We start from the raw sequence: 17822 nt of genomic DNA, 5'->3' as shown, positions 1-17822 counted from the left end.
GTTCGGTTAAAAAAACTATTTTCACCATGTCAAAAATTGTATCCATCCACTCATTTCGCGGCGGTACAGGTAAATCAAATTCCACCGCTAACTTAGCAGCAATAGTTGCACGTTATGGCTATCGGGTTGGTATTGTTGATACAGATATTCAGTCTCCAGGTATTCACGTCCTGTTTGGTTTTGATGAGCAGAAAATTAAATACTCCCTCAACGATTATCTTTGGGGACGCTGTAATATTGAAGAATCTGCCTACGACGTTACCTCAATTTTAGGTCAAACAGCAGGAGCAAAAGGACGAATTTATTTAACACCTTCTAGTATTAAAGCCAGAGATATTACTAAAGTTCTGCGGGAAGGATTCGATTTTAACTTACTCAATGAAGGCTTTCAAAAACTGCTGATTACTTTGAAATTAGATTACCTATTTATTGATACCCACCCAGGACTCAACGAAGAAACCTTACTCTCAATTGCCATTTCTGATATCTTGGTTCTCATCTTACGCCCCGATCGCCAAGATTTTCAAGGTACAGCCGTAACAGTGGAAGTTGCCCGCAAACTAGAAGTACCAAAGATGTTATTGTTAATCAACAAAGCACTACCAGCCCTAGATTTTGATGTTCTCAAACAACAGGTAGAAAAAACCTACAACGCACCTGTAGCTGGTGTTTTACCACTGTCCGAAGAATTGATTCAACTAGCCAGTAGCGATTTATTCTGCTTACGTCATCCAGAACATCCCTTTAGTCAAGTTATGGATCAAGTAGCCCAGATGATTATGCAATAGCCAAAATAATACTTGATGATTCTGGCATTTTTGAGCATGAAAAATAGCCTTGCATAAATGCGAGATGAATCAACTAAGTATAAGTATTTTTCTATACTCTCAAATTGAATATTTGATCATATTATACTCTCCCTAGAGGTGATGAAAAAGCAGTAATGTTAGGGGTAATGTCATACTTCATACTTCCTCGTCTAACCCTTGAATCAAGGATGTTAGCTTGTCTAATGTTTGTGTAAGTTGGGCGAGTTTCTGCACAGTATAATCCTGAGATTGAGCTAGGTTTTGAAGGGCATCACACAATGCAAAAATTTGATTGCTTTGCTGTTGCAAATGCTTTCCTTGGGCTTCAACTTGCATACTGAGATGATCTAATCTTTCTGCAAGACTTTCAATCGTCTCAGTAGTGGTAAGTACTGCTTCTCCAATCTGTTCAACAATAGATTCTAAGCGACTAACTTTAACTTCGACTCCACCTGAAATCATATCTCCACGACCCCATCATAAAAATACCAGTCACAGTTTCTAGCCTCAGTGTGTCTTTATGTATTCATGCTGATGTACATATTTCATGACATCTGCCCATATCTACAAACAAGAGGTGCCATCTGAAGTTAGTCTGATTACATCATTTATTTAGGGATGTGCTGCCCATAATACTTAGATATTTTTCTTAGATACTTCAGTTTAGCTTTCTGGCTCATCTAATAAATTAGTAGCTAGTTTGAATATTCACGCATTTTTTTATACATATTAGATTTACTTAAACATCCTCCAAAAGATAGATAAAATATACTTCATGTAAAATTTATAAAATTTCATATGTTTAGTAAACTTGATGAAGATTCAGTAAATATACCGTATAAAAGCACTTTTGATAATAATACAAAGTTTATATTCGGAAACAAATTTAAGTGATTTTACCCTGATTAATATACATCTGGCTAGATAATGTACCAAACACATTTGCAAAGCGTCAGTCAAGGTGCTACTTACAAAACTTGGAAATTAGATACGCCACACTCTTCTGTAGATTCTAAATTCAAACGTTGTTTGGATATTTTGGGGAGTTTGGTGGGTTTAATAATTTTAGCTGTTGTGTTTATACCGATCGCTATCGCGATTAAACTCGACAGCCCAGGCCCTGTTTTCTTTACTCAAGAGCGTTATGGACTCCAGGGACGGCCTTTTCAACTCCGTAAATTTCGCTCAATGGTTAACGATGCTGAACAACTAAAATTTCTTGTCCAAAACGAAGCTAACGGATTAATCTTTAAAAACAAGAATGATTTCCGAGTCACAAAAGTGGGGCGTTTTTTACGTCGTACCAGCTTAGACGAATTACCTCAATTTTGGAATGTGCTTGTAGGTGAAATGAGCTTGGTAGGAACACGTCCACCTACTGCTGACGAAGTAGCCAAGTACAATCAGCGCCATTGGCAACGTCTCAATGTCAAACCGGGTTTAACTGGTGAATGGCAAGTTCATGGTCGTTCTCATGTCAAAGATTTTGAACAAATAGTTGATTTAGACTTGCGTTACCAAGAAAAATGGCATCCATTGTATGACTTATTTCTGATTACAAAAACCTTCCACGTCATCTTTGGTAAAGTTGGAGCTTTTTAAGGCAGAGAAATCTTAACTGTGGCTAAACTTAGAAGCCATACACCAAATACTTAGTTTAATTAGTTTATCCAGTGTTTCAAAGAGACAATACCAAGAGCGCAGATAGCGAAGCCTACTAAACTCATTTTTCTTGGCAAAATACCTGACAACTCTGCTTGACTAACTTTAGTGCCAATTTCTCTAGTACTCATCACCACTGCATACTGTGTCAAGGCAGCACCAAAAATATAAATCACTGAAGGCATTGTTCCTGCCTCAAGAATCGAGTCACTATTAAAATAACCCTGAAATAAACCAGCGATCGCCGTTAGCATTAGCAGTGTGAACAAGTTAGGCTGCTTTGGCATAACTAGAACCATACCACAAGCAATGCTGACAATAGCGATCGCTATTTCTGTAACTGGTAAATTTATCTGTAATAGATGAATTACCGTTCCGAAAATGTTGGCTAATATAGCAGTAGCCAAGGCAGTTAGGACATCGGCCAATGATAAAACTCATGCACTAAAAGACTTTTAACCCTGTCACCTGTTACCTGTTACCTGTCACCTGCTATACAAGGGCAACGGCTATCCATCTACCGCGCACATTCCCAGCCGCTAGTAAACCAATTGTCAAGATACCAACTAATTTATCTAACGCCAGCACCGGATCTGCCATTCCCCACAAAAAGCCATCCCAGGAGTTATAAATTTCATGGTGAAATGGTAGTCCACTCCATGAACTCAGCAAGCTAATGATAGCTAAAGCAGCGATCGCGCCAATGTGACGCTGGAGTAATTTATCTTTCAACATAACTATATACCACATTAGTTTTTTGGTACTTTATACTGCCCAAGTACCAAAAAAACTAACGCCATCAGCGTTAGATACCCAGCCTTTTTAAGCAGTCTGGTATCTCTTGGTTTACACATGATTTAAGGGATTGATGCGTACTGGAATTGCTAGTAAAAACTCTGTACCTTGCAGTGGTATGGAAGTACACTTCAGTTGACCACCATAATTTTCGACAATTTGATGGCTAATCCATAATCCCATATTTGTCCCTGATGCCGTAGGTTGAGTATTCATGAATGGGTCAAATATTTTTTGTGTTTCTTCGTCTGTCATTCCATAACCGTTATCAGAAATTTTAATCATAATTTGATTGCTATTTACAATCTCAGTGGAAATATAAATTCGAGGATTTTTAGTTGTGCTTTTTTGATTAATTGTTGATATTTGATTACCGTGTATTGATTTTTTTAAATTTTCAGTAACATGATTCAAAATATTTATCAACACTTGATTGATTTGTCGAGGATAACACTCGACTTTTGGTAAATTTCCATATTCTTTAACGATTTTAATATCTGGATAATTTACCGTGCCTCGCAAACGATTTTGTAAAATCAAAAGACTGCTATCAATACCTTCGTGAAGATCAACTAACTTTAACTCAGCTTCATCTAGTCTTGAAAAATTACGCAGAGATAAGACTAATTTGCGAATGCGCTCTACTCCAACTGTTATAGAAACTAAGATTTTTGGTAATTCTTCCTGGATAAAAGAGAGGTCAATTTTCTCACTAACATCTGCAATTTCTGGTTCTACATTGGGATATTTTTGCTGATAAATTTCTATTAATTCTAATAAATTTTCCGTATAGTTCTTGATGAGTGTGGTATTGCCATAAATGAAATTAATCGGGTTATTAATTTCATGGGCAAGGCAACCAATTAATTGTCCTAAAGAAGAAATTTTTTCAGTTTGAATCAATTGTGCTTGGGTATTCGCCAATTCTTTTAGGGTAAGTTTTAATTGGCTGTTAGCTGCTTCTAATGCTGCCGGACTCGGTAAAGCTAATGCTTGGGGAATTATTGGCACTAAAACAATTGCTGTGTAAACCGAGATAAAAGCCGTAAAAGCTTTGATAGAACCAGATAGCCAGTAAGTAGGATGCCAAAGTGTCCAGATTTCTAAGACATGGGTTGTACCACAGGAAACAATAAAAACTCCAAATAATACAAGTATCGATTTGAAAGGCAAATCCTGTCGCTTGCGGACAAAATAAACCAGAGCGACGGGGATAGAATAATAGGCTAGAGCAGTTAGCGCATCTGATAAGATATGTAACCATACCAAACTCGGCCGCCAAAGGTAGCAATGGCCATGTGGAATAAACGAGCCATCAGCGAAAAATTCCTGGAGAAATTGCAACATAGGAAACAAGTATATTATTGTCGGTGAAGAATGACAAATTATACTCGCTACCTTAAAAATCGTCTTCAGTAATTAAACACTAACGCAGCAATTCTTCGACTTGATGTTGGCTCCATAATGTTCTGTAAAGACCCTCTTGCTGCACAAGTTCGATATGATTGCCAGTTTGAACAATTTTGCCCTTGTCCATCACCAAAATTCGGTCAGCCGCTGCTGCTGCTGATAATTGGTGGGTAATAAAAATCACAGTTTTGCGGTCAGTTCCACTAGAAAGGTTTTTGAGAATTTTTGTGGCTGTTTGATTATCTACGCTAGATAACGCATCATCCAAAATTAAAACTGGGGCATCAACTAGCATAGCCCTAGCTAAAGCAGTGCGTTGCCTTTGCCCGCCAGAAAGGGTAATACCTCGTTCACCGACAAGAGTTTCGTATTTTTGGGGAAAATTAGTAATTTCGGAATTAATCTGAGCCATGACAGCCACAGATTCTACATCTTGTTGTTCTCTTACTGGGTCAGCGTAGCGGATATTATTTTTGATTGTAGTACTGAACAAAAAGCTATCTTGGGGAACATAAGCGATCGCACTCCGCAAATCGGCTAATGCAATTTTGGTGATATCTACGCCATCCAAAAATAGTTGTCCTGTCCCAATATCCAACAACCGAGGTAAGGCATTGGCTAAAGTTGATTTCCCAGAACCAATTGCTCCGACAATAGCCACTGTCTCCCCAGGGGAAATTGTAAAGTTGACATGATCTAAAGCAGGTGTTATCGCCTCTGGGTAAGTAAAGCTGAAGTTCTTCGCTGTAACTTCTCCTTTGATTTCGGCCAGTGGTAAATGTACAGCATCAGCTGCATCTTGAACTTTGGGTGTGACACTGAAAATCGATTCTAGGCGATCAATACTGACTTCACCTCGTTGATAGGTAGTAATTGTGAAGCCTAACAAAGCAGTGGGAAATACCAAACGCTCTACATAAATCAACAGTGCTAAAAAGTCACCAACTGCTAAACTTCCTCCAGAAATGCGTGTTGTTCCTAACCAAATGATGATTAAAGAACTGATATTAGCTAAACCACCAATCAAGGGAAACAAGACATTGCGGCTTTTTGCCAATTGCAGGTTAGCTTTTAAAAGCTGCTGATTTTTTTTAGCAAAAGCTCGACGCTCGTTTTCTTCTTGAGCGTAGATTTTAATTAAAGCAATACCGCTAATGTCTTCTTGAATCAGTTCACTGATCTCAGAGAGTTGCTCTTGTACAGTTGCTTGTTGTTTGCGTAGGCGATCGCTAAACAAATGTACCAGCAAGAACATGAAGGGATAAACTGCTAAGGAATACAGTGTGAGGTCTCTACTAATCGTCAGCATCACCGGCAGAGTCAAAGTGTAGGCAAAAAAAGTATTTGCTAAACTTAGCACCGCAAAACCCAACAATCGCCGGATATTTTCGACATCGCTGGTAGCTCGACTAATCAAATCTCCAGCGGTATTTGTAGCAAAATAAGCAGGTTCTAGCTTGAGTAAATGTTCAAAAATCCGTTGTTTTAGGTCAAATTCTACCTGTCGTCCTACGCCAAACAGCCAGATCCGTGATGCCATGCGGATTAACCACATTGCTGAACTCAACAAAATGATGATTACTACATAATGTAGTAATTGATCCCAGCTAAATTGGGTTGAAAGTTTATCAACACAGCCACGAATTAACCAAGGAATATAAACACCCAAGCCATTGACAGACAACAAAGCAAAAATGCCCAATGTTGCCTCTAGCCAATGAGGACGCAGGTAAGCACCGAGTTTAGCCAGCCGTCGAGATTTTGCCATGACAGCGATTTTGCAACTCCATCATCCTAAACCAACGGATCGTAGGTTTATATTTTATCTAGAAAAAATTCTAAAGAGAACTGCGTTGGCGAGGTTTCCTCGCGTGCAGCAACAGAAGTCAGTATAGAGGAGAATTGACCCATCTAAATTGTCTTCTGAATTCGGGATTCTTTTTTTATAGCAGTAGCCAAGGCAGTTAGGACATCGGCCAATGATAAAACTCATGCACTAAAAGACTTTTAACCCTGTCACCTGTCACCGTTCGGCTGACGCTCACGGCGGAAGCCTGTTCCCTGTCACCTGCTATAAATAAGGCCAGCCACTAGGGCGTAGCGTTGCGGCCTTGTTAATTTTACTTTTTTAACCCTAGGACTGGCGACCACGCAAGAAAAAGTAAACCTGGTTGAGATAACTTTCCCAGACTTGGGTGGTAAGTTGTAGTGTTTCAGCACTGGGTACAAAGTCCTCAAGTCGCAAACCTCGGTCTCGAATTTGCTGAGGATTTTGTAACAAATAAGGTGGGATGTTCATGCCTAAGGTGGACTGGGCCAAAGCAGTCCGCCCTAATTTACTATCCACTAAATCGGTAGTTATAGTTGCTGGTGCTAATGCTACAAGTACTCCAGATGTGGGATTAGTGACTGTGGCGATTGGCGCTCTGACCAAAAAGTAAGCGATCGCTGGTGTACTGGACAACAGTAAAATTGTCAGAGACCACCCCAGCAAATACCCTCCTGGTTTCTCTATCCCACCACCCTTAATTTTCTGGGCTGCAAAAATCATCAGCAATACTGATGCTCCCAAAGGCTTGAGTGGAAATGATACCACCCTCCATAAAGATGCCACAGCTGGTTCATTGGGGTTAATGAATGACAAAGCTAGGACAACTAAAACGATTACTAAAACTACTCGCCCAGCAAAAGTCCCTTGAGGATAGAACCTCTGGAACAAAGAATATACGATAGTGCCAACAAGCAGCCACAGCAGTACGCGGCTTAACAATATGAACATAGATTAACTCTCAAATTTTCTAGTGCAGTCAGCCTAGGGTTTGGAGCAAGATGTATATTTGACCGTCAAATTGTAATCGCACTTTTACTTGACTGCAAATATTACCTGCTTTACACCTAAAGACTACCGTCGTAGTGATTTTAGAGCAATTTTTTCACACTGCGTCTATTATTTATAATTTTCCAGGTGGTTCATGTAGCACCAGTAGACTAAATTAATTGAGAAATTGTCAACTCAGAGGGAAAAACTATGTCGCCTGAAAAGCCCAGAATTTTAGTCACAGGGGGAGCAGGATATATCGGTTCCCATACTGTACTTGCTCTTAAGCAAGCGGGTTATGACGTGGTAATACTTGATAACCTGGTTTATGGTCATCAAGAGTTGGTAGAAAAGGTTTTACAAGTAGAACTGGTCGTGGGTGATACGAGCGATCGCCCTTTATTAGACGATTTATTCAAAACTCGCAAGTTTGCCGCAGTCATGCACTTTTCTGCCTACGCCTACGTAGGAGAATCGGTAACTGACCCAGCAAAATATTATCGCAACAATGTTGTCGGCACGCTAACTTTGTTAGAAGCAATGTTGGCTGCATCAATTAACAAGTTTGTCTTTTCTTCCACCTGTGCCACCTACGGAGTCCCAGAAGTCGTTCCAATTCCCGAAAACCATCCCCAAGACCCAATTAATCCCTATGGGGCTACTAAGCTAATGGTGGAGCGAATTCTTGCTGATTTTGATGTCGCTTATGATTTAAAGTCAGTTCGATTCCGCTATTTTAATGCTGCTGGTGCTAATCCCGACGGCTTGCTAGGTGAAGACCACAATCCAGAAACGCATTTAATTCCTTTGGTATTGTTGACAGCCTTGGGTAAGCGAGAGTTTATCTCAATTTTTGGTACAGATTACCCCACGCCTGATGGTACTTGTGTTCGTGATTATATTCACGTTAACGATTTAGCAGATGCCCACGTTTTGGGTTTGGAATATTTATTAAAGGGTGGAGACAGCGAAGTTTTCAATTTAGGTAATGGGAATGGTTTCTCTGTGCGAGAAGTCATTGCGGCGGCTGAATCAGTTACAGGATTACCCATTTTAGTCAAAGAATGCGATCGCCGTCCTGGTGATCCACCTATTTTGATTGGTAGTAGTGAAAAAGCTCAAAAAATTCTGGGCTGGCGATCGCAATACCCATCCATTCAAGATATTGTCAGCCATGCTTGGCAGTGGCATCAAAAACGGCACAAGTAACCAAATAGCCCCTTAGACTGAAGTCTGGGGCTATACAAACAAAGTCTGCCTATCACGCTTGCGCTGCGCTTGGCGCACCACACGGACTGTCTACAAACCTGCGCAGGCGGGTTTAGTCTGTATAGCCGCGATTTTCAATCGCCCGGTGTTTCTAAGCATTTATTCATCAACTCTGTGATAATCGTTTCACTTCTTCACCCTTCAACATTTGATGGGATTGAGTGAGAATTTGGGGAATTTGATCAGCGTGGGGACTGTTGGCAAGAGATTGGCGTAAATCTAATTCTTTTAGCTTATCTGCCTTGTTACCGGGAAACCAGTGATTGCCGTTGCCTAGTAGGTTGTAGCGCATTTTGGCGTAGTCTACTAAATCGTAGGCGGTGGCCAAATTCCACAGCCACAAAATCACTGGGATATTGATCTCTCCTGGTGTATTTTCCCATGTAGGTAAGTTGACATGCCAAGTTTTTACCCAATCTTCTCCTAAAATGGCGATCGCTTCTGCTTCCAATCTCGTCAAAATTGGCGGCAAAATTTCTGATGAATCATCCAGTAATGCTAATGTTTTCAAATGTTCATCAAAATCTTGGGGTTTTGCTGCGCCGATACTCAAAGTATGCACCTGTGGGTGACTCAGACAAAACAAATCATTAAATACCATTGGACTTAGAGGCGCACACAAATCTACTAATTTTCGCGGTGGACTGTATAGATTCCCGCCTTTATTGGAAGGACTAATAATAAATACCCCCATATCAAGACGAGTAGCAGCTTCAATGGCTGGCCAATTCCATTGATTAATGTAGTACCAATGCAAATTTATATAGTCAAATTGGTTAGTATTAATTACCTGAATAATTGAATCTGTAGCCCCGTGGGTCGAAAAACCAATAAATCTAACTTTGCCCTCGGCCTGCAACTGCCTTGCTACATCCAAACAGCCACCTGGACGAATGCTGTAGTCTAGTAATTCAGCATTATTAATCCCATGCAAACCTAATAAATCTACATAATCTAACTGGAGATATTGTAGCGATCGCTCAAATGTTTTACGAAATTCTTTGGCATCAGCTACGGGTGAAACTTTAGTTTGCACAATCAATTTTTCACGGGGAAATTTAGGCAAAATCCTCCCCAATTGCATTTCCGAGCTACCATAACCACGGGCAGTTTCAATATGATTAATTCCTACTTCAACTGCCCGACGAATAGTTGCTTCCAGATTTTTCTGGTTGTCTGCGGGAATTTCTGACTGGTTAACATCTTGCCATTTGAACTGATATCTCATGCCGCCGCAGGAAAACACCGGCATCTGTAATTCTGTGCGTCCAAATCTTTTATATAGCATGAGTGAATTTTTGATGATTGCTAATATTCAGATCCCCGACTTCTTAAAGAAATCGGGGATCTAACTTTTGACAAACTCAGCACTTATGAAGAAGCATTTTGTAACTCAGCTGTGCGTATTGATAGCTGTTTTGTCTGACTACCCCGTTGGATTTTTACCTGTAATGCTTGACCAAGGTTGGTATTTTCCACAAAGTTCTGTAGCTGTTCTGCACTGGTGATTGCTTGGTCATCTACTTGGAAGACCACATCACCACGACGAATACCTGCTTTAGCTGCTGGAGAATTTGGTACAACTCGCATAACTAAAACACCGTTAACTTCTGGTATTTCAAAAGTAGAGTTGGGATCGCTGTTATTTTGCTTGGCTAACTCAGGTGTTAAGGTGATCATTTGTACACCTAAGTAGGGGTGAGCAACTTTACCATCTCGTTCCAGTTGTGTGGCGATCGCTTTGGCTTTATCAATAGGAATAGCAAAGCCAATACCCATTGCATCAGCACGAATCGCGGTGTTAATTCCAATCACTTCACCCCGCTCATTCAACAATGGCCCGCCAGAGTTACCAGGGTTAATTGCCGCGTCGGTTTGAATGAAGTCTAAGCGTTTGTCAGCAATTCCCACTTGGGAGCTAGAACGCTTGAGGGTGCTGACAATACCTAAAGTAACGGTATTATCAAAGCCTAAAGGATTTCCCACTGCGATCGCCCAATCTCCAACTTGCACGGCATTTGAAGAACCTAAAGGTGCAACGGGTAAATCTTTACCAGCATTAATTTTTACAACCGCTAGGTCTGTTACTTCGTCAATACCTTGAACTTTACCTTCAAAGGTGCGACCATCCTTGAGGCGAATTGTAACTTTATCCGCTTTGTCAACTACGTGGGCATTAGTTAAAACCAAACCACTTTTATCAATAATGAATCCAGAACCAAGACCACGCAATTGCTCTGGAGGTAATTGTTGAGAATAACCATCGCCAAAAAACTGCCGGAAAATTGGGTCTTCCATAAACGGATCAACACGGCGGCGAGTAATTGTGCGTTCCGTGTCAATTCTCACCACTGCTGTCCCGACACGATTCACCGCTGCTGTGACAAAACTACTATTACCTATAGCAGCAGTTGCTGGCGATTGCTTTTGGGCAATCAGTTCTGGTGCATCCCCCATTTTCATTGAACTGGGTGCAGATTCCGCTGAAGAAGGTAACACCCGCAGAGTGCTAACGGTGAGCAAGACTCCCAAAAATATGGCGAAAATGTGGGTACTAAGTCGACGTATAGAACGGGATATTTTGGACAATCGCATAATCACAACCTAAATTTAGAAGCCGAATTGTTACTTAGTCGTGACAAATCCATCTACAGTTATTTTTACAGCTTGGATGAAGTTCCTGCGGACTAACTTTTGTTTACTGCTTCAGATTCTCAATACGGGAACTAAAGCATGGTATGTGCTACCTGTAATTTAAATTAATTGAAAATTTCCCTTGTTAGCTATTACGGACATTTACCTTATCAAGGTTCGGGTATCACTCGTTCAGTGCTGTGTATGTAACCTATTTTACGCTTTTCGAGTGGTTAGGTGAAAGTTCTATAGTGATCTAATGATCAAGGCAGTAGAGGTAGCGGCGTGAGAATTCCTGAAGATGCGCTCATTCCAGATGATAAAATCAATCGTTATCTACTGGTGCAAAAAGCTAGGAATGACAAGTCAAAGTTTTTGGCACAGGCTGGATTTACCCTAGAAAATCCAGAAGTATTAATTGCAGCTATCCAGTCACTTATAGCAATAGGTGAAGGTGTTGAAGATGGAAGCAATGAGTATGGAGTATTCTATCAAGTTGCTGGAGAGTTAGTTGGCGTAAATGGTGTCAGCCTTTCTGTTGTTACAATCTGGTTACAACGACAAATTGATAGGAAATTCCAGTTTGTGACACTCAAACCTCTTAGGGAGCCTTGATATGACAGTTGAGTTATACCAGGAAGTCGCCTTAACTCGTGACTTACCAGAACATAGTCTGAGAACAGGAGATATTGCCACACTAGTTGATTTTGTTTCTCACCCTCATGGCGGTGAACAGGGATGTTTGCTGGAAGTCTTCAACGCTGTTGGCGAATCTCTTGCCGTGATAGCTGTCCCAATTTCTGCGGTAGAAGCTTTACGTCCCGATGCAATTTTAACAGTTCGTTCTTTCCTCAAAGCCGGTTAGTATTCCATGTTGCGAAAGTTTATGGAGATATCCTGCTATGGGCTAATAAATAGTTCAGTAAGCAATAATAGTTAGTACTTTTTTGGTAGGAGTGCTTTTGCGATGACCGAATTATTTAAAAAAGCGATCGCTCAATTGAAAAAATATTTAGTCAAAATGTTAGATGCGATTGCTCTGGGCTAGTACATCTTACCCATTAAAATACTTCCTTGTTGACTTCTTAAGTACTTTAAAATAAATCCCGAAGATAGTTAATGATAGTAGTAAGTAAATAGTTGAATAAATTATTTTAGAAGAAAGTAAAATTAAAAATGGTAAGATAGTAGTTGCAATTGCAAAAACTGAAAGAAAAGCTGCAAAAGTTACTCTATAACTGTGAAGAAGTTTTGTTTCCTTTTCAAGATTCAAACTGAAAACTCTGGAGTTTTCTACCTCATTTAATTCTTTTCTAATTTCTTCCTCGTAACCTTGAAGATTATCTGCAAAAAAAATTATAAATGATTGTTTTATCAGATTCCAGAATCCTATAATCGCAATAATTAACAGAAGACTGAGAAAACCTAAAAATAAAAGTCCACTGTATTCAATTTTGGGGTTCGCAAGTACTATAACATCTACAATAGGTTTCCAAAGCGCAATAGTTGCCCCAATTACGCCCATTAATTTAAAATCTTCAAAGGCACTTTTGATATATTCTTCTGCTTGTTGGCTTAGTCGAACATACTCTTTGTAAAGGTAGTCTAGTCTTTGCTCAGAATTCATGTTTACTCTTGGGGCGGTGTTTGCCTCAGTTGGAAATTATAGATTGGCAGCTATACAATTATTGGTTAGAAATCAAGTTTATCTGCTGCTGCACAACTTTGCAATTAGCCAAAGTTTACCAAAATTTTTCTCCAGTTTACAATCTCAGCGATGTACGATCGCCTAATCAATTTTGCTTCACAGCTGCCAAAATAAATGCGATCGCTTCTTGGGTATGTTCCTCTATCATTTCTGGACTCAGGCGATCAATCTCTGGTGTGAGATGTTTCCAGTTTTCATGCACTGTGAAATAAAACAGACAAACACTCAAGATATGAGTCAAAGCCAGAAACGGCTTGAGTGGACGAAAATATCCTTGCGCCATTCCCAATTCTAAAACCTTGAGCAAATGTTCATGCAGGCTCAAAACATTGCACTCTTGAAAATATATTCCTTGATTTTGGCTGGACTCTTGAAACCACAGCATTTGTCGTTGCGGATTTTTCGCTTCGTTGGCGATCGCAATCCGAATAATTTGCTTCAGTGCTTCTTCTGGAGATAAACCCTCAAAGTTTAATTGCCCAAGTGTAGCCTGAACTTCATCAATCGGTCGTTGTAAAACTGCTCTATATAAGTTTTCCTTATTCTCAAAGTAGTAATGAACTGTTGCGGTTGTCACCTGAGCAAGATTTGCGATCGCACTCATTCGCGCTCCGTTTAAGCCATGCCGGGAAAATTCTTGTTCTGCGGCATCGAGAATTTGCTGTTTTGTCATTTCAGCATCGCGGAATGGGCGGACTGATTTCGCAACTCGTTTACTCGGTCGAACCACTGTATCTTAATTGAGCGTTTGCTTTTCTATCCTACCAAAGAGTCACTTTATCTACTGATAAATTGACCAAATATCAAGCATTTGCTAAACTTACTAATTAATTAGTAAGTAAGCTGAATATGAATCAATTGCAAGGTGCGCCGTGGCTTTTAGCACATCGTTCCATGCTGAAACCCAATCAGCCAAAAAAGATTTCACTACTGGGTAATGATTACGTGCTTTGGCAAGATATTCATAGCAAAATTAGCGCCTTGCCGAATGCCTGTCCTCATATGGGTGCAATGCTATCTGAAGGTTGGTGTGTAACGCAGACTGATGGTAGTAGCGTGATCGCTTGTCCATTTCATGCGTTGGAATTCAATCATTCAGGCTGCACTGTCCTACCAGGATCTAACAAACAAACTCAATCTCTGCTTAAACCACTGGATTTAATTATTCAAGGAGATTTTATCTGGTCTTATGGTGATCATGAACCAAAAATTTCCATTCCCTCAATTATGAATGAGATTGCAGCAGAATACGAGTTCATCGGCGTGACAGGAGAACGCAGTATTCCGACTGATCTTTTAAGTTTACTGCTGAACATGCACGACTATAATCATCAAAACGGCACTCATCGAGACTTGTTCGAGATTGAACAAGTGGAGGTAAAACAGTTTATCGATGAGGGGTTACATTCTCATGCTTACTTGTCACAACTTCGCAAGCAGCCTACCTTCCGCGACATTTTAAAAAATCCTGCTCAATTCGCATTACCAAAAGTACTAGAAGCTCATTTAGAAAATTTTTTCCCGTTTATGGGATTACTGCATGGTGAAGATAAACTACTCAGCCTCAAAGAATGTCATTTTTATCTTCCAGAAAGCGATCGCCAGTCTCGCGTATTTGTGTTGATGTATATGAAGGCTCATTCCCCAATTGCACACTTACTCAAAAACAATTTATTGAGGTTAATTGATGTGGTTGTAGAGCAAGATGCAAAGATTTTAGGAAAAATATACCCTAACACGCCAAAGCAGATCAAATTAAATAATGAAGTGGGAATGGATTGGGTAAAGCGTAATTTTGAGAATTTTCCCACAGTTGTTGAACCAAATTTATCTCGATAGTTGCCATTGAGAGTTTAGCAAAATTACTCTACAGGTGGCGATCGCTCATATTTAGTAATAGCTGTTCAGTAGAAACATCTGTCGGGTAGAGTGTGAGGTTTCGTGTATCTCTAGAAGATTACTCAAAAACCTCACCACTCTTTCCCCGTTTTAGTTATGTGGATGAATCTAGCTGGCTGCTTCTGAGTAAGTTGATGAGTGAACTACGATTACGCACACACTTTTTTAACGCTCTGAAGCTGGTTGACTGTATCCCACCAAGTCCGCAGTTTGGGAGTTTGAGCAGTAATTTCCTCGTACTCTGGAGTCTGGGAAAGGTAGATGAAGACAGGAATTAGGTAGAAATCAGCAAGACTCACTTGGCTACCAAGGAGATATGGGCTAACAACAGCTATTGAATCAATTGCATTCATAGCCTTTTGTGCAGGTGCGATCGCATTTTTTACTTTATCCTCATCTGTTTTACCGCCCTGGCTTGGAACAATCAGGCGTTGAATGACAATTGTCCCGATCGCAGCAGGATAGAGATAGTTATCAATAATTGTGATAATCTGGCGCATCCGCGCTTGAAGCATCGGCTCAGATGGGCTGAACTGATGATTGGCAAAGACTGTATTGAGGTAGTCGGTAATTGCAGGCGTTTCGTAAATTATTTCCCCATCAATTTCTAGTGTTGGCACTTTGCCAAAAGGATTCTTGGCGAGGTACTCTGGCGACTGGTTTTCGCCTTTGAAGATATCAATTCCCTTGAGGGTATAGTCTACACCCGCTTCCTCAAGCAGCAACCGGACAGTACGAACATAAGTACTGAGGGGAATTCCGTAAACGGTGAGCTTTGCCATGATTTTTAGATTTTTAATCAAAAATCCAATAGGAACAAGGATACTCTAGCAATAAACGCGATCGCTCTGACTTATTCATCCAAAATCAAAAAAATATTGCCAAAATGTCCAAACGGTGATGTTAATCTGCGGTTCAATTTGAGCGATCGCTTGTTAGCAGCAACAGTTAATAACTTGATTTTTACTGATAGAGCCAAGATACTTTTGATGCTAAGAGAATTGAATTAAAATCGCTAAAACAAGAGTTTACACTGAGAAAAATCAGAAAATGTGGCTATTTTGACACAATAAATCAAAAATTAGCAGAAGCATAAATAAAGTATTCTAGACTACATTTTACAGGTGGCGATCGCGTCATCCTAACAAAACAGTGTGAGGAAAACAGAACATGTCTCATCTATTGTGGAAAACACTAGTGTTATCTCCTGTATGTTTAGGAGTAGCTGTTTTATTTTCTGCGAAGGTAGTAGCTGCTGAAGTTGAAACAGAGTCATCAATAGTTTCTCAAGCCAAAACTGAAGAAAATCAAGTTTTAGAACAAGTAAACCAATACAGTCTTGAAGGTAAAAACCAAAATTCACGATCTCAAGTCACATCAGTTTCGCAGTTTTCGGATGTACAGCCAACTGATTGGGCATTCCAAGCATTGCAATCTTTAGTTGAGCGCTACGGATGTATTGCAGGTTATCCTAACGGCACTTATCGCGGTAATCGTGCCTTGACGCGTTATGAGTTCGCCGCAGGTTTGAATGCTTGTTTAGATAGAGTTAATGAACTGATTGCGACAGCAACCGCAGATTTAGTAAAAAAAGAAGACTTGGCAACTCTTCAGCGTTTGCAAGAAGAATTTTCGGCAGAACTCGCAACTTTACGCGGTAGAGTAGACGCGCTAGAAACCCGCACGGCTGAATTGGAAGCAAATCAATTTTCTACTACTACTAAACTAGTTGGTGAGGCAATTTTTGCTGTCACCGATAGCTTTGGCGACAACGACAACAACAACACCGTCTTTCAAAATAGGGTGCGTCTAGACTTCCAAACCAGCTTCACAGGTAAAGATATCTTACACACTCGGATTGCAACTGGTAATGCTACTGTCTTACCTTTAGCAAACAACACTTCCGAGGGAACGCAAACATTTAACGTGTTCCTCGGTGGTAACAATAATGCGTTTATCGATTGGTTAGCTTATTACTTTCCTGTGGGTAACTCGCAAGTTTATGTTGCAGCTACTGGTGGTATTCATAGTGATTACGTTCCTACCGTCAATCCCTACTTTGAAGATTTTGATGGTGGTAATGGTGCTTTATCTACCTTTGCTTCAGAAAGTCCAATTTATCGCATCGGTGGCGGTGCAGGTGCGGCGCTAAACTTAGCCTTTGGTGGTGGTGGAACTTTTAAACCTTCATTAACTTTGGGCTATTTAGCCTCTGAACCAAATGATCCCAGTCCGGGTGCAGGTTTATTTAATGGTAACTATGCAGCCTTAGCACAACTGAACTTGAATGTTGGCGATCGCCTCACCTTAGCTGCCACCTACGTTAACGGATATCATGGTGCAGGTAGCGCCTTATTTGATTTTGGTTCTGTAACTACTGGTGTGGTAGGTACTCGACAAGCTAACCGTCAAGATTTTCCCGGTAGCGGTAACGCCTTCGTTAGTAATTCCTATGGTTTTGAAGCAGCTTTTAAACCTAGCGATAGACTGTCAATTAGTGGTTTTGTGCTTTACAGTCAAATTACAGGCTTTGGAGTCAACGATGATGATGATGTTTGGAGTTATGGGCTAGGAGTAGCCTTACCTGATTTTGGTAAAAAAGGCAACGTTTTAGGCATTTTTGCCGGTGCTCAACCCTATGCTGGTAGTAGTACTGGCAGCAATCCATATCACATTGAAGGCTTTTATAAATACCGAGTCAGCGATAACATTTCGATTACGCCTGGTGTGATTTGGTTAACCAATCCTGGTCAAAGTACTAATAGTGAAGATGCGATAATTGGTACATTAAGAACCACCTTTACGTTCTAAGTGGTTT

General features: G+C 40.3%; 19 protein-coding genes. 7 read left to right on the top strand and 12 right to left on the bottom strand.

Translation table 11 applies throughout. The features are described from left to right. Positions 1-26: 26 nt before the first annotated feature. The gene (locus tag IQ259_RS14880; RefSeq protein WP_193886046.1) at positions 27-788 is read left to right on the top strand and encodes a MinD/ParA family protein; all 762 of its coding nucleotides are present in this window, start codon (positions 27-29) and stop codon (positions 786-788) included. A gap of 177 nt (positions 789-965) precedes the next feature. Here the strand turns inward: IQ259_RS14880 and IQ259_RS14875 are convergent, their stop codons facing one another. Further along, positions 966-1271, bottom strand: coding sequence for a hypothetical protein (locus IQ259_RS14875; protein ID WP_193886044.1), 306 nt, complete (start codon positions 1269-1271; stop codon positions 966-968). Positions 1272-1736: 465 nt separating this feature from the next. On the opposite strand from IQ259_RS14875, the gene IQ259_RS14870 reads away from it, so the two are divergent. Continuing rightward, on the top strand, positions 1737-2411 hold the full coding sequence (locus tag IQ259_RS14870; RefSeq protein WP_193886042.1) for a sugar transferase: 675 nt from the start codon (positions 1737-1739) through the stop codon (positions 2409-2411). Between the two features lie 59 nt (positions 2412-2470). Here the strand turns inward: IQ259_RS14870 and IQ259_RS14865 are convergent, their stop codons facing one another. The 5 genes from IQ259_RS14865 to IQ259_RS14845 all read right to left on the bottom strand — a co-directional run bounded on the left by IQ259_RS14865 (position 2471) and on the right by IQ259_RS14845 (position 7455). Then, positions 2471-2899 (bottom strand): HupE/UreJ family protein, encoded by a 429-nt coding sequence (locus tag IQ259_RS14865; RefSeq protein WP_193886040.1) that lies wholly within the window; start codon positions 2897-2899, stop codon positions 2471-2473. A 64-nt stretch (positions 2900-2963) separates the two neighbouring features. Beyond that, positions 2964-3206, bottom strand: a complete 243-nt coding sequence (locus IQ259_RS14860) for a hypothetical protein (RefSeq protein ID WP_193886038.1) — start codon at positions 3204-3206, stop codon at positions 2964-2966. Between the two features lie 111 nt (positions 3207-3317). After that, positions 3318-4613 carry a sensor histidine kinase gene (locus tag IQ259_RS14855; RefSeq protein WP_193886036.1) on the bottom strand — a complete coding sequence of 432 codons (1296 nt, stop codon included), beginning with the start codon at positions 4611-4613 and terminating at the stop codon, positions 3318-3320. A gap of 79 nt (positions 4614-4692) precedes the next feature. Continuing rightward, complete coding sequence (locus IQ259_RS14850; RefSeq protein WP_193886035.1) at positions 4693-6444, bottom strand: ABC transporter ATP-binding protein; 1752 nt, start codon at positions 6442-6444, stop codon at positions 4693-4695. Positions 6445-6810: 366 nt separating this feature from the next. Beyond that, complete coding sequence (locus tag IQ259_RS14845; RefSeq protein WP_193886033.1) at positions 6811-7455, bottom strand: hypothetical protein; 645 nt, start codon at positions 7453-7455, stop codon at positions 6811-6813. Positions 7456-7704: 249 nt separating this feature from the next. On the opposite strand from IQ259_RS14845, the gene galE reads away from it, so the two are divergent. Further along, a complete protein-coding gene (gene galE / locus IQ259_RS14840) occupies positions 7705-8703 on the top strand; it encodes a UDP-glucose 4-epimerase GalE (protein WP_193886031.1) in 999 nt (332 codons plus the stop codon). Positions 8704-8869: 166 nt separating this feature from the next. Here galE and IQ259_RS14835 read toward each other — a convergent pair whose 3' ends face one another. Together IQ259_RS14835 and IQ259_RS14830 are read right to left on the bottom strand one after the other, a co-directional pair. Beyond that, complete coding sequence (locus IQ259_RS14835; RefSeq protein ID WP_193886029.1) at positions 8870-10051, bottom strand: aldo/keto reductase; 1182 nt, start codon at positions 10049-10051, stop codon at positions 8870-8872. An 83-nt stretch (positions 10052-10134) separates the two neighbouring features. Further along, positions 10135-11358: an HhoA/HhoB/HtrA family serine endopeptidase gene (locus IQ259_RS14830; protein ID WP_193886027.1), complete on the bottom strand. Its 1224-nt coding sequence runs from the start codon at positions 11356-11358 to the stop codon at positions 10135-10137. A 324-nt stretch (positions 11359-11682) separates the two neighbouring features. Here IQ259_RS14830 and IQ259_RS14825 point away from each other — a divergent pair, with 324 nt between their 5' ends. Together IQ259_RS14825 and IQ259_RS14820 are read left to right on the top strand one after the other, a co-directional pair. Beyond that, positions 11683-12012: a DUF6883 domain-containing protein gene (locus IQ259_RS14825; RefSeq protein ID WP_193886025.1), complete on the top strand. Its 330-nt coding sequence runs from the start codon at positions 11683-11685 to the stop codon at positions 12010-12012. 1 nt (position 12013) lies between these two features. Then, positions 12014-12262, top strand: coding sequence for a DUF4926 domain-containing protein (locus IQ259_RS14820; RefSeq protein WP_193886023.1), 249 nt, complete (start codon positions 12014-12016; stop codon positions 12260-12262). Between the two features lie 189 nt (positions 12263-12451). Here IQ259_RS14820 and IQ259_RS14815 read toward each other — a convergent pair whose 3' ends face one another. Both IQ259_RS14815 and IQ259_RS14810 read right to left on the bottom strand, forming a co-directional pair. Beyond that, positions 12452-13024, bottom strand: coding sequence for a hypothetical protein (locus IQ259_RS14815; protein WP_193886021.1), 573 nt, complete (start codon positions 13022-13024; stop codon positions 12452-12454). A gap of 166 nt (positions 13025-13190) precedes the next feature. After that, positions 13191-13778, bottom strand: a complete 588-nt coding sequence (locus IQ259_RS14810) for a TetR/AcrR family transcriptional regulator (RefSeq protein ID WP_193886078.1) — start codon at positions 13776-13778, stop codon at positions 13191-13193. A gap of 176 nt (positions 13779-13954) precedes the next feature. On the opposite strand from IQ259_RS14810, the gene IQ259_RS14805 reads away from it, so the two are divergent. Continuing rightward, positions 13955-14944 carry a Rieske 2Fe-2S domain-containing protein gene (locus IQ259_RS14805; protein ID WP_193886019.1) on the top strand — a complete coding sequence of 330 codons (990 nt, stop codon included), beginning with the start codon at positions 13955-13957 and terminating at the stop codon, positions 14942-14944. Positions 14945-15153: 209 nt separating this feature from the next. Here IQ259_RS14805 and IQ259_RS14800 read toward each other — a convergent pair whose 3' ends face one another. Together IQ259_RS14800 and IQ259_RS27585 are read right to left on the bottom strand one after the other, a co-directional pair. Continuing rightward, the gene (locus IQ259_RS14800; RefSeq protein WP_193886011.1) at positions 15154-15786 is read right to left on the bottom strand and encodes a glutathione S-transferase family protein; all 633 of its coding nucleotides are present in this window, start codon (positions 15784-15786) and stop codon (positions 15154-15156) included. Between the two features lie 71 nt (positions 15787-15857). Continuing rightward, the gene (locus IQ259_RS27585; protein WP_255525391.1) at positions 15858-15983 is read right to left on the bottom strand and encodes a hypothetical protein; all 126 of its coding nucleotides are present in this window, start codon (positions 15981-15983) and stop codon (positions 15858-15860) included. Positions 15984-16174: 191 nt separating this feature from the next. Here IQ259_RS27585 and IQ259_RS14795 point away from each other — a divergent pair, with 191 nt between their 5' ends. Then, positions 16175-17815 carry an iron uptake porin gene (locus IQ259_RS14795; protein ID WP_193886009.1) on the top strand — a complete coding sequence of 547 codons (1641 nt, stop codon included), beginning with the start codon at positions 16175-16177 and terminating at the stop codon, positions 17813-17815. Positions 17816-17822: the final 7 nt, after the last annotated feature.

It is taken from the genome of Fortiea sp. LEGE XX443, assembly GCF_015206815.1.
Lineage (GTDB): Bacteria > Cyanobacteriota > Cyanobacteriia > Cyanobacteriales > Nostocaceae > Nostoc_B.
The sequence above is the reverse complement of the archived record's forward strand: the minus strand, read 5'-3'. Positions and strand labels throughout refer to the sequence as shown.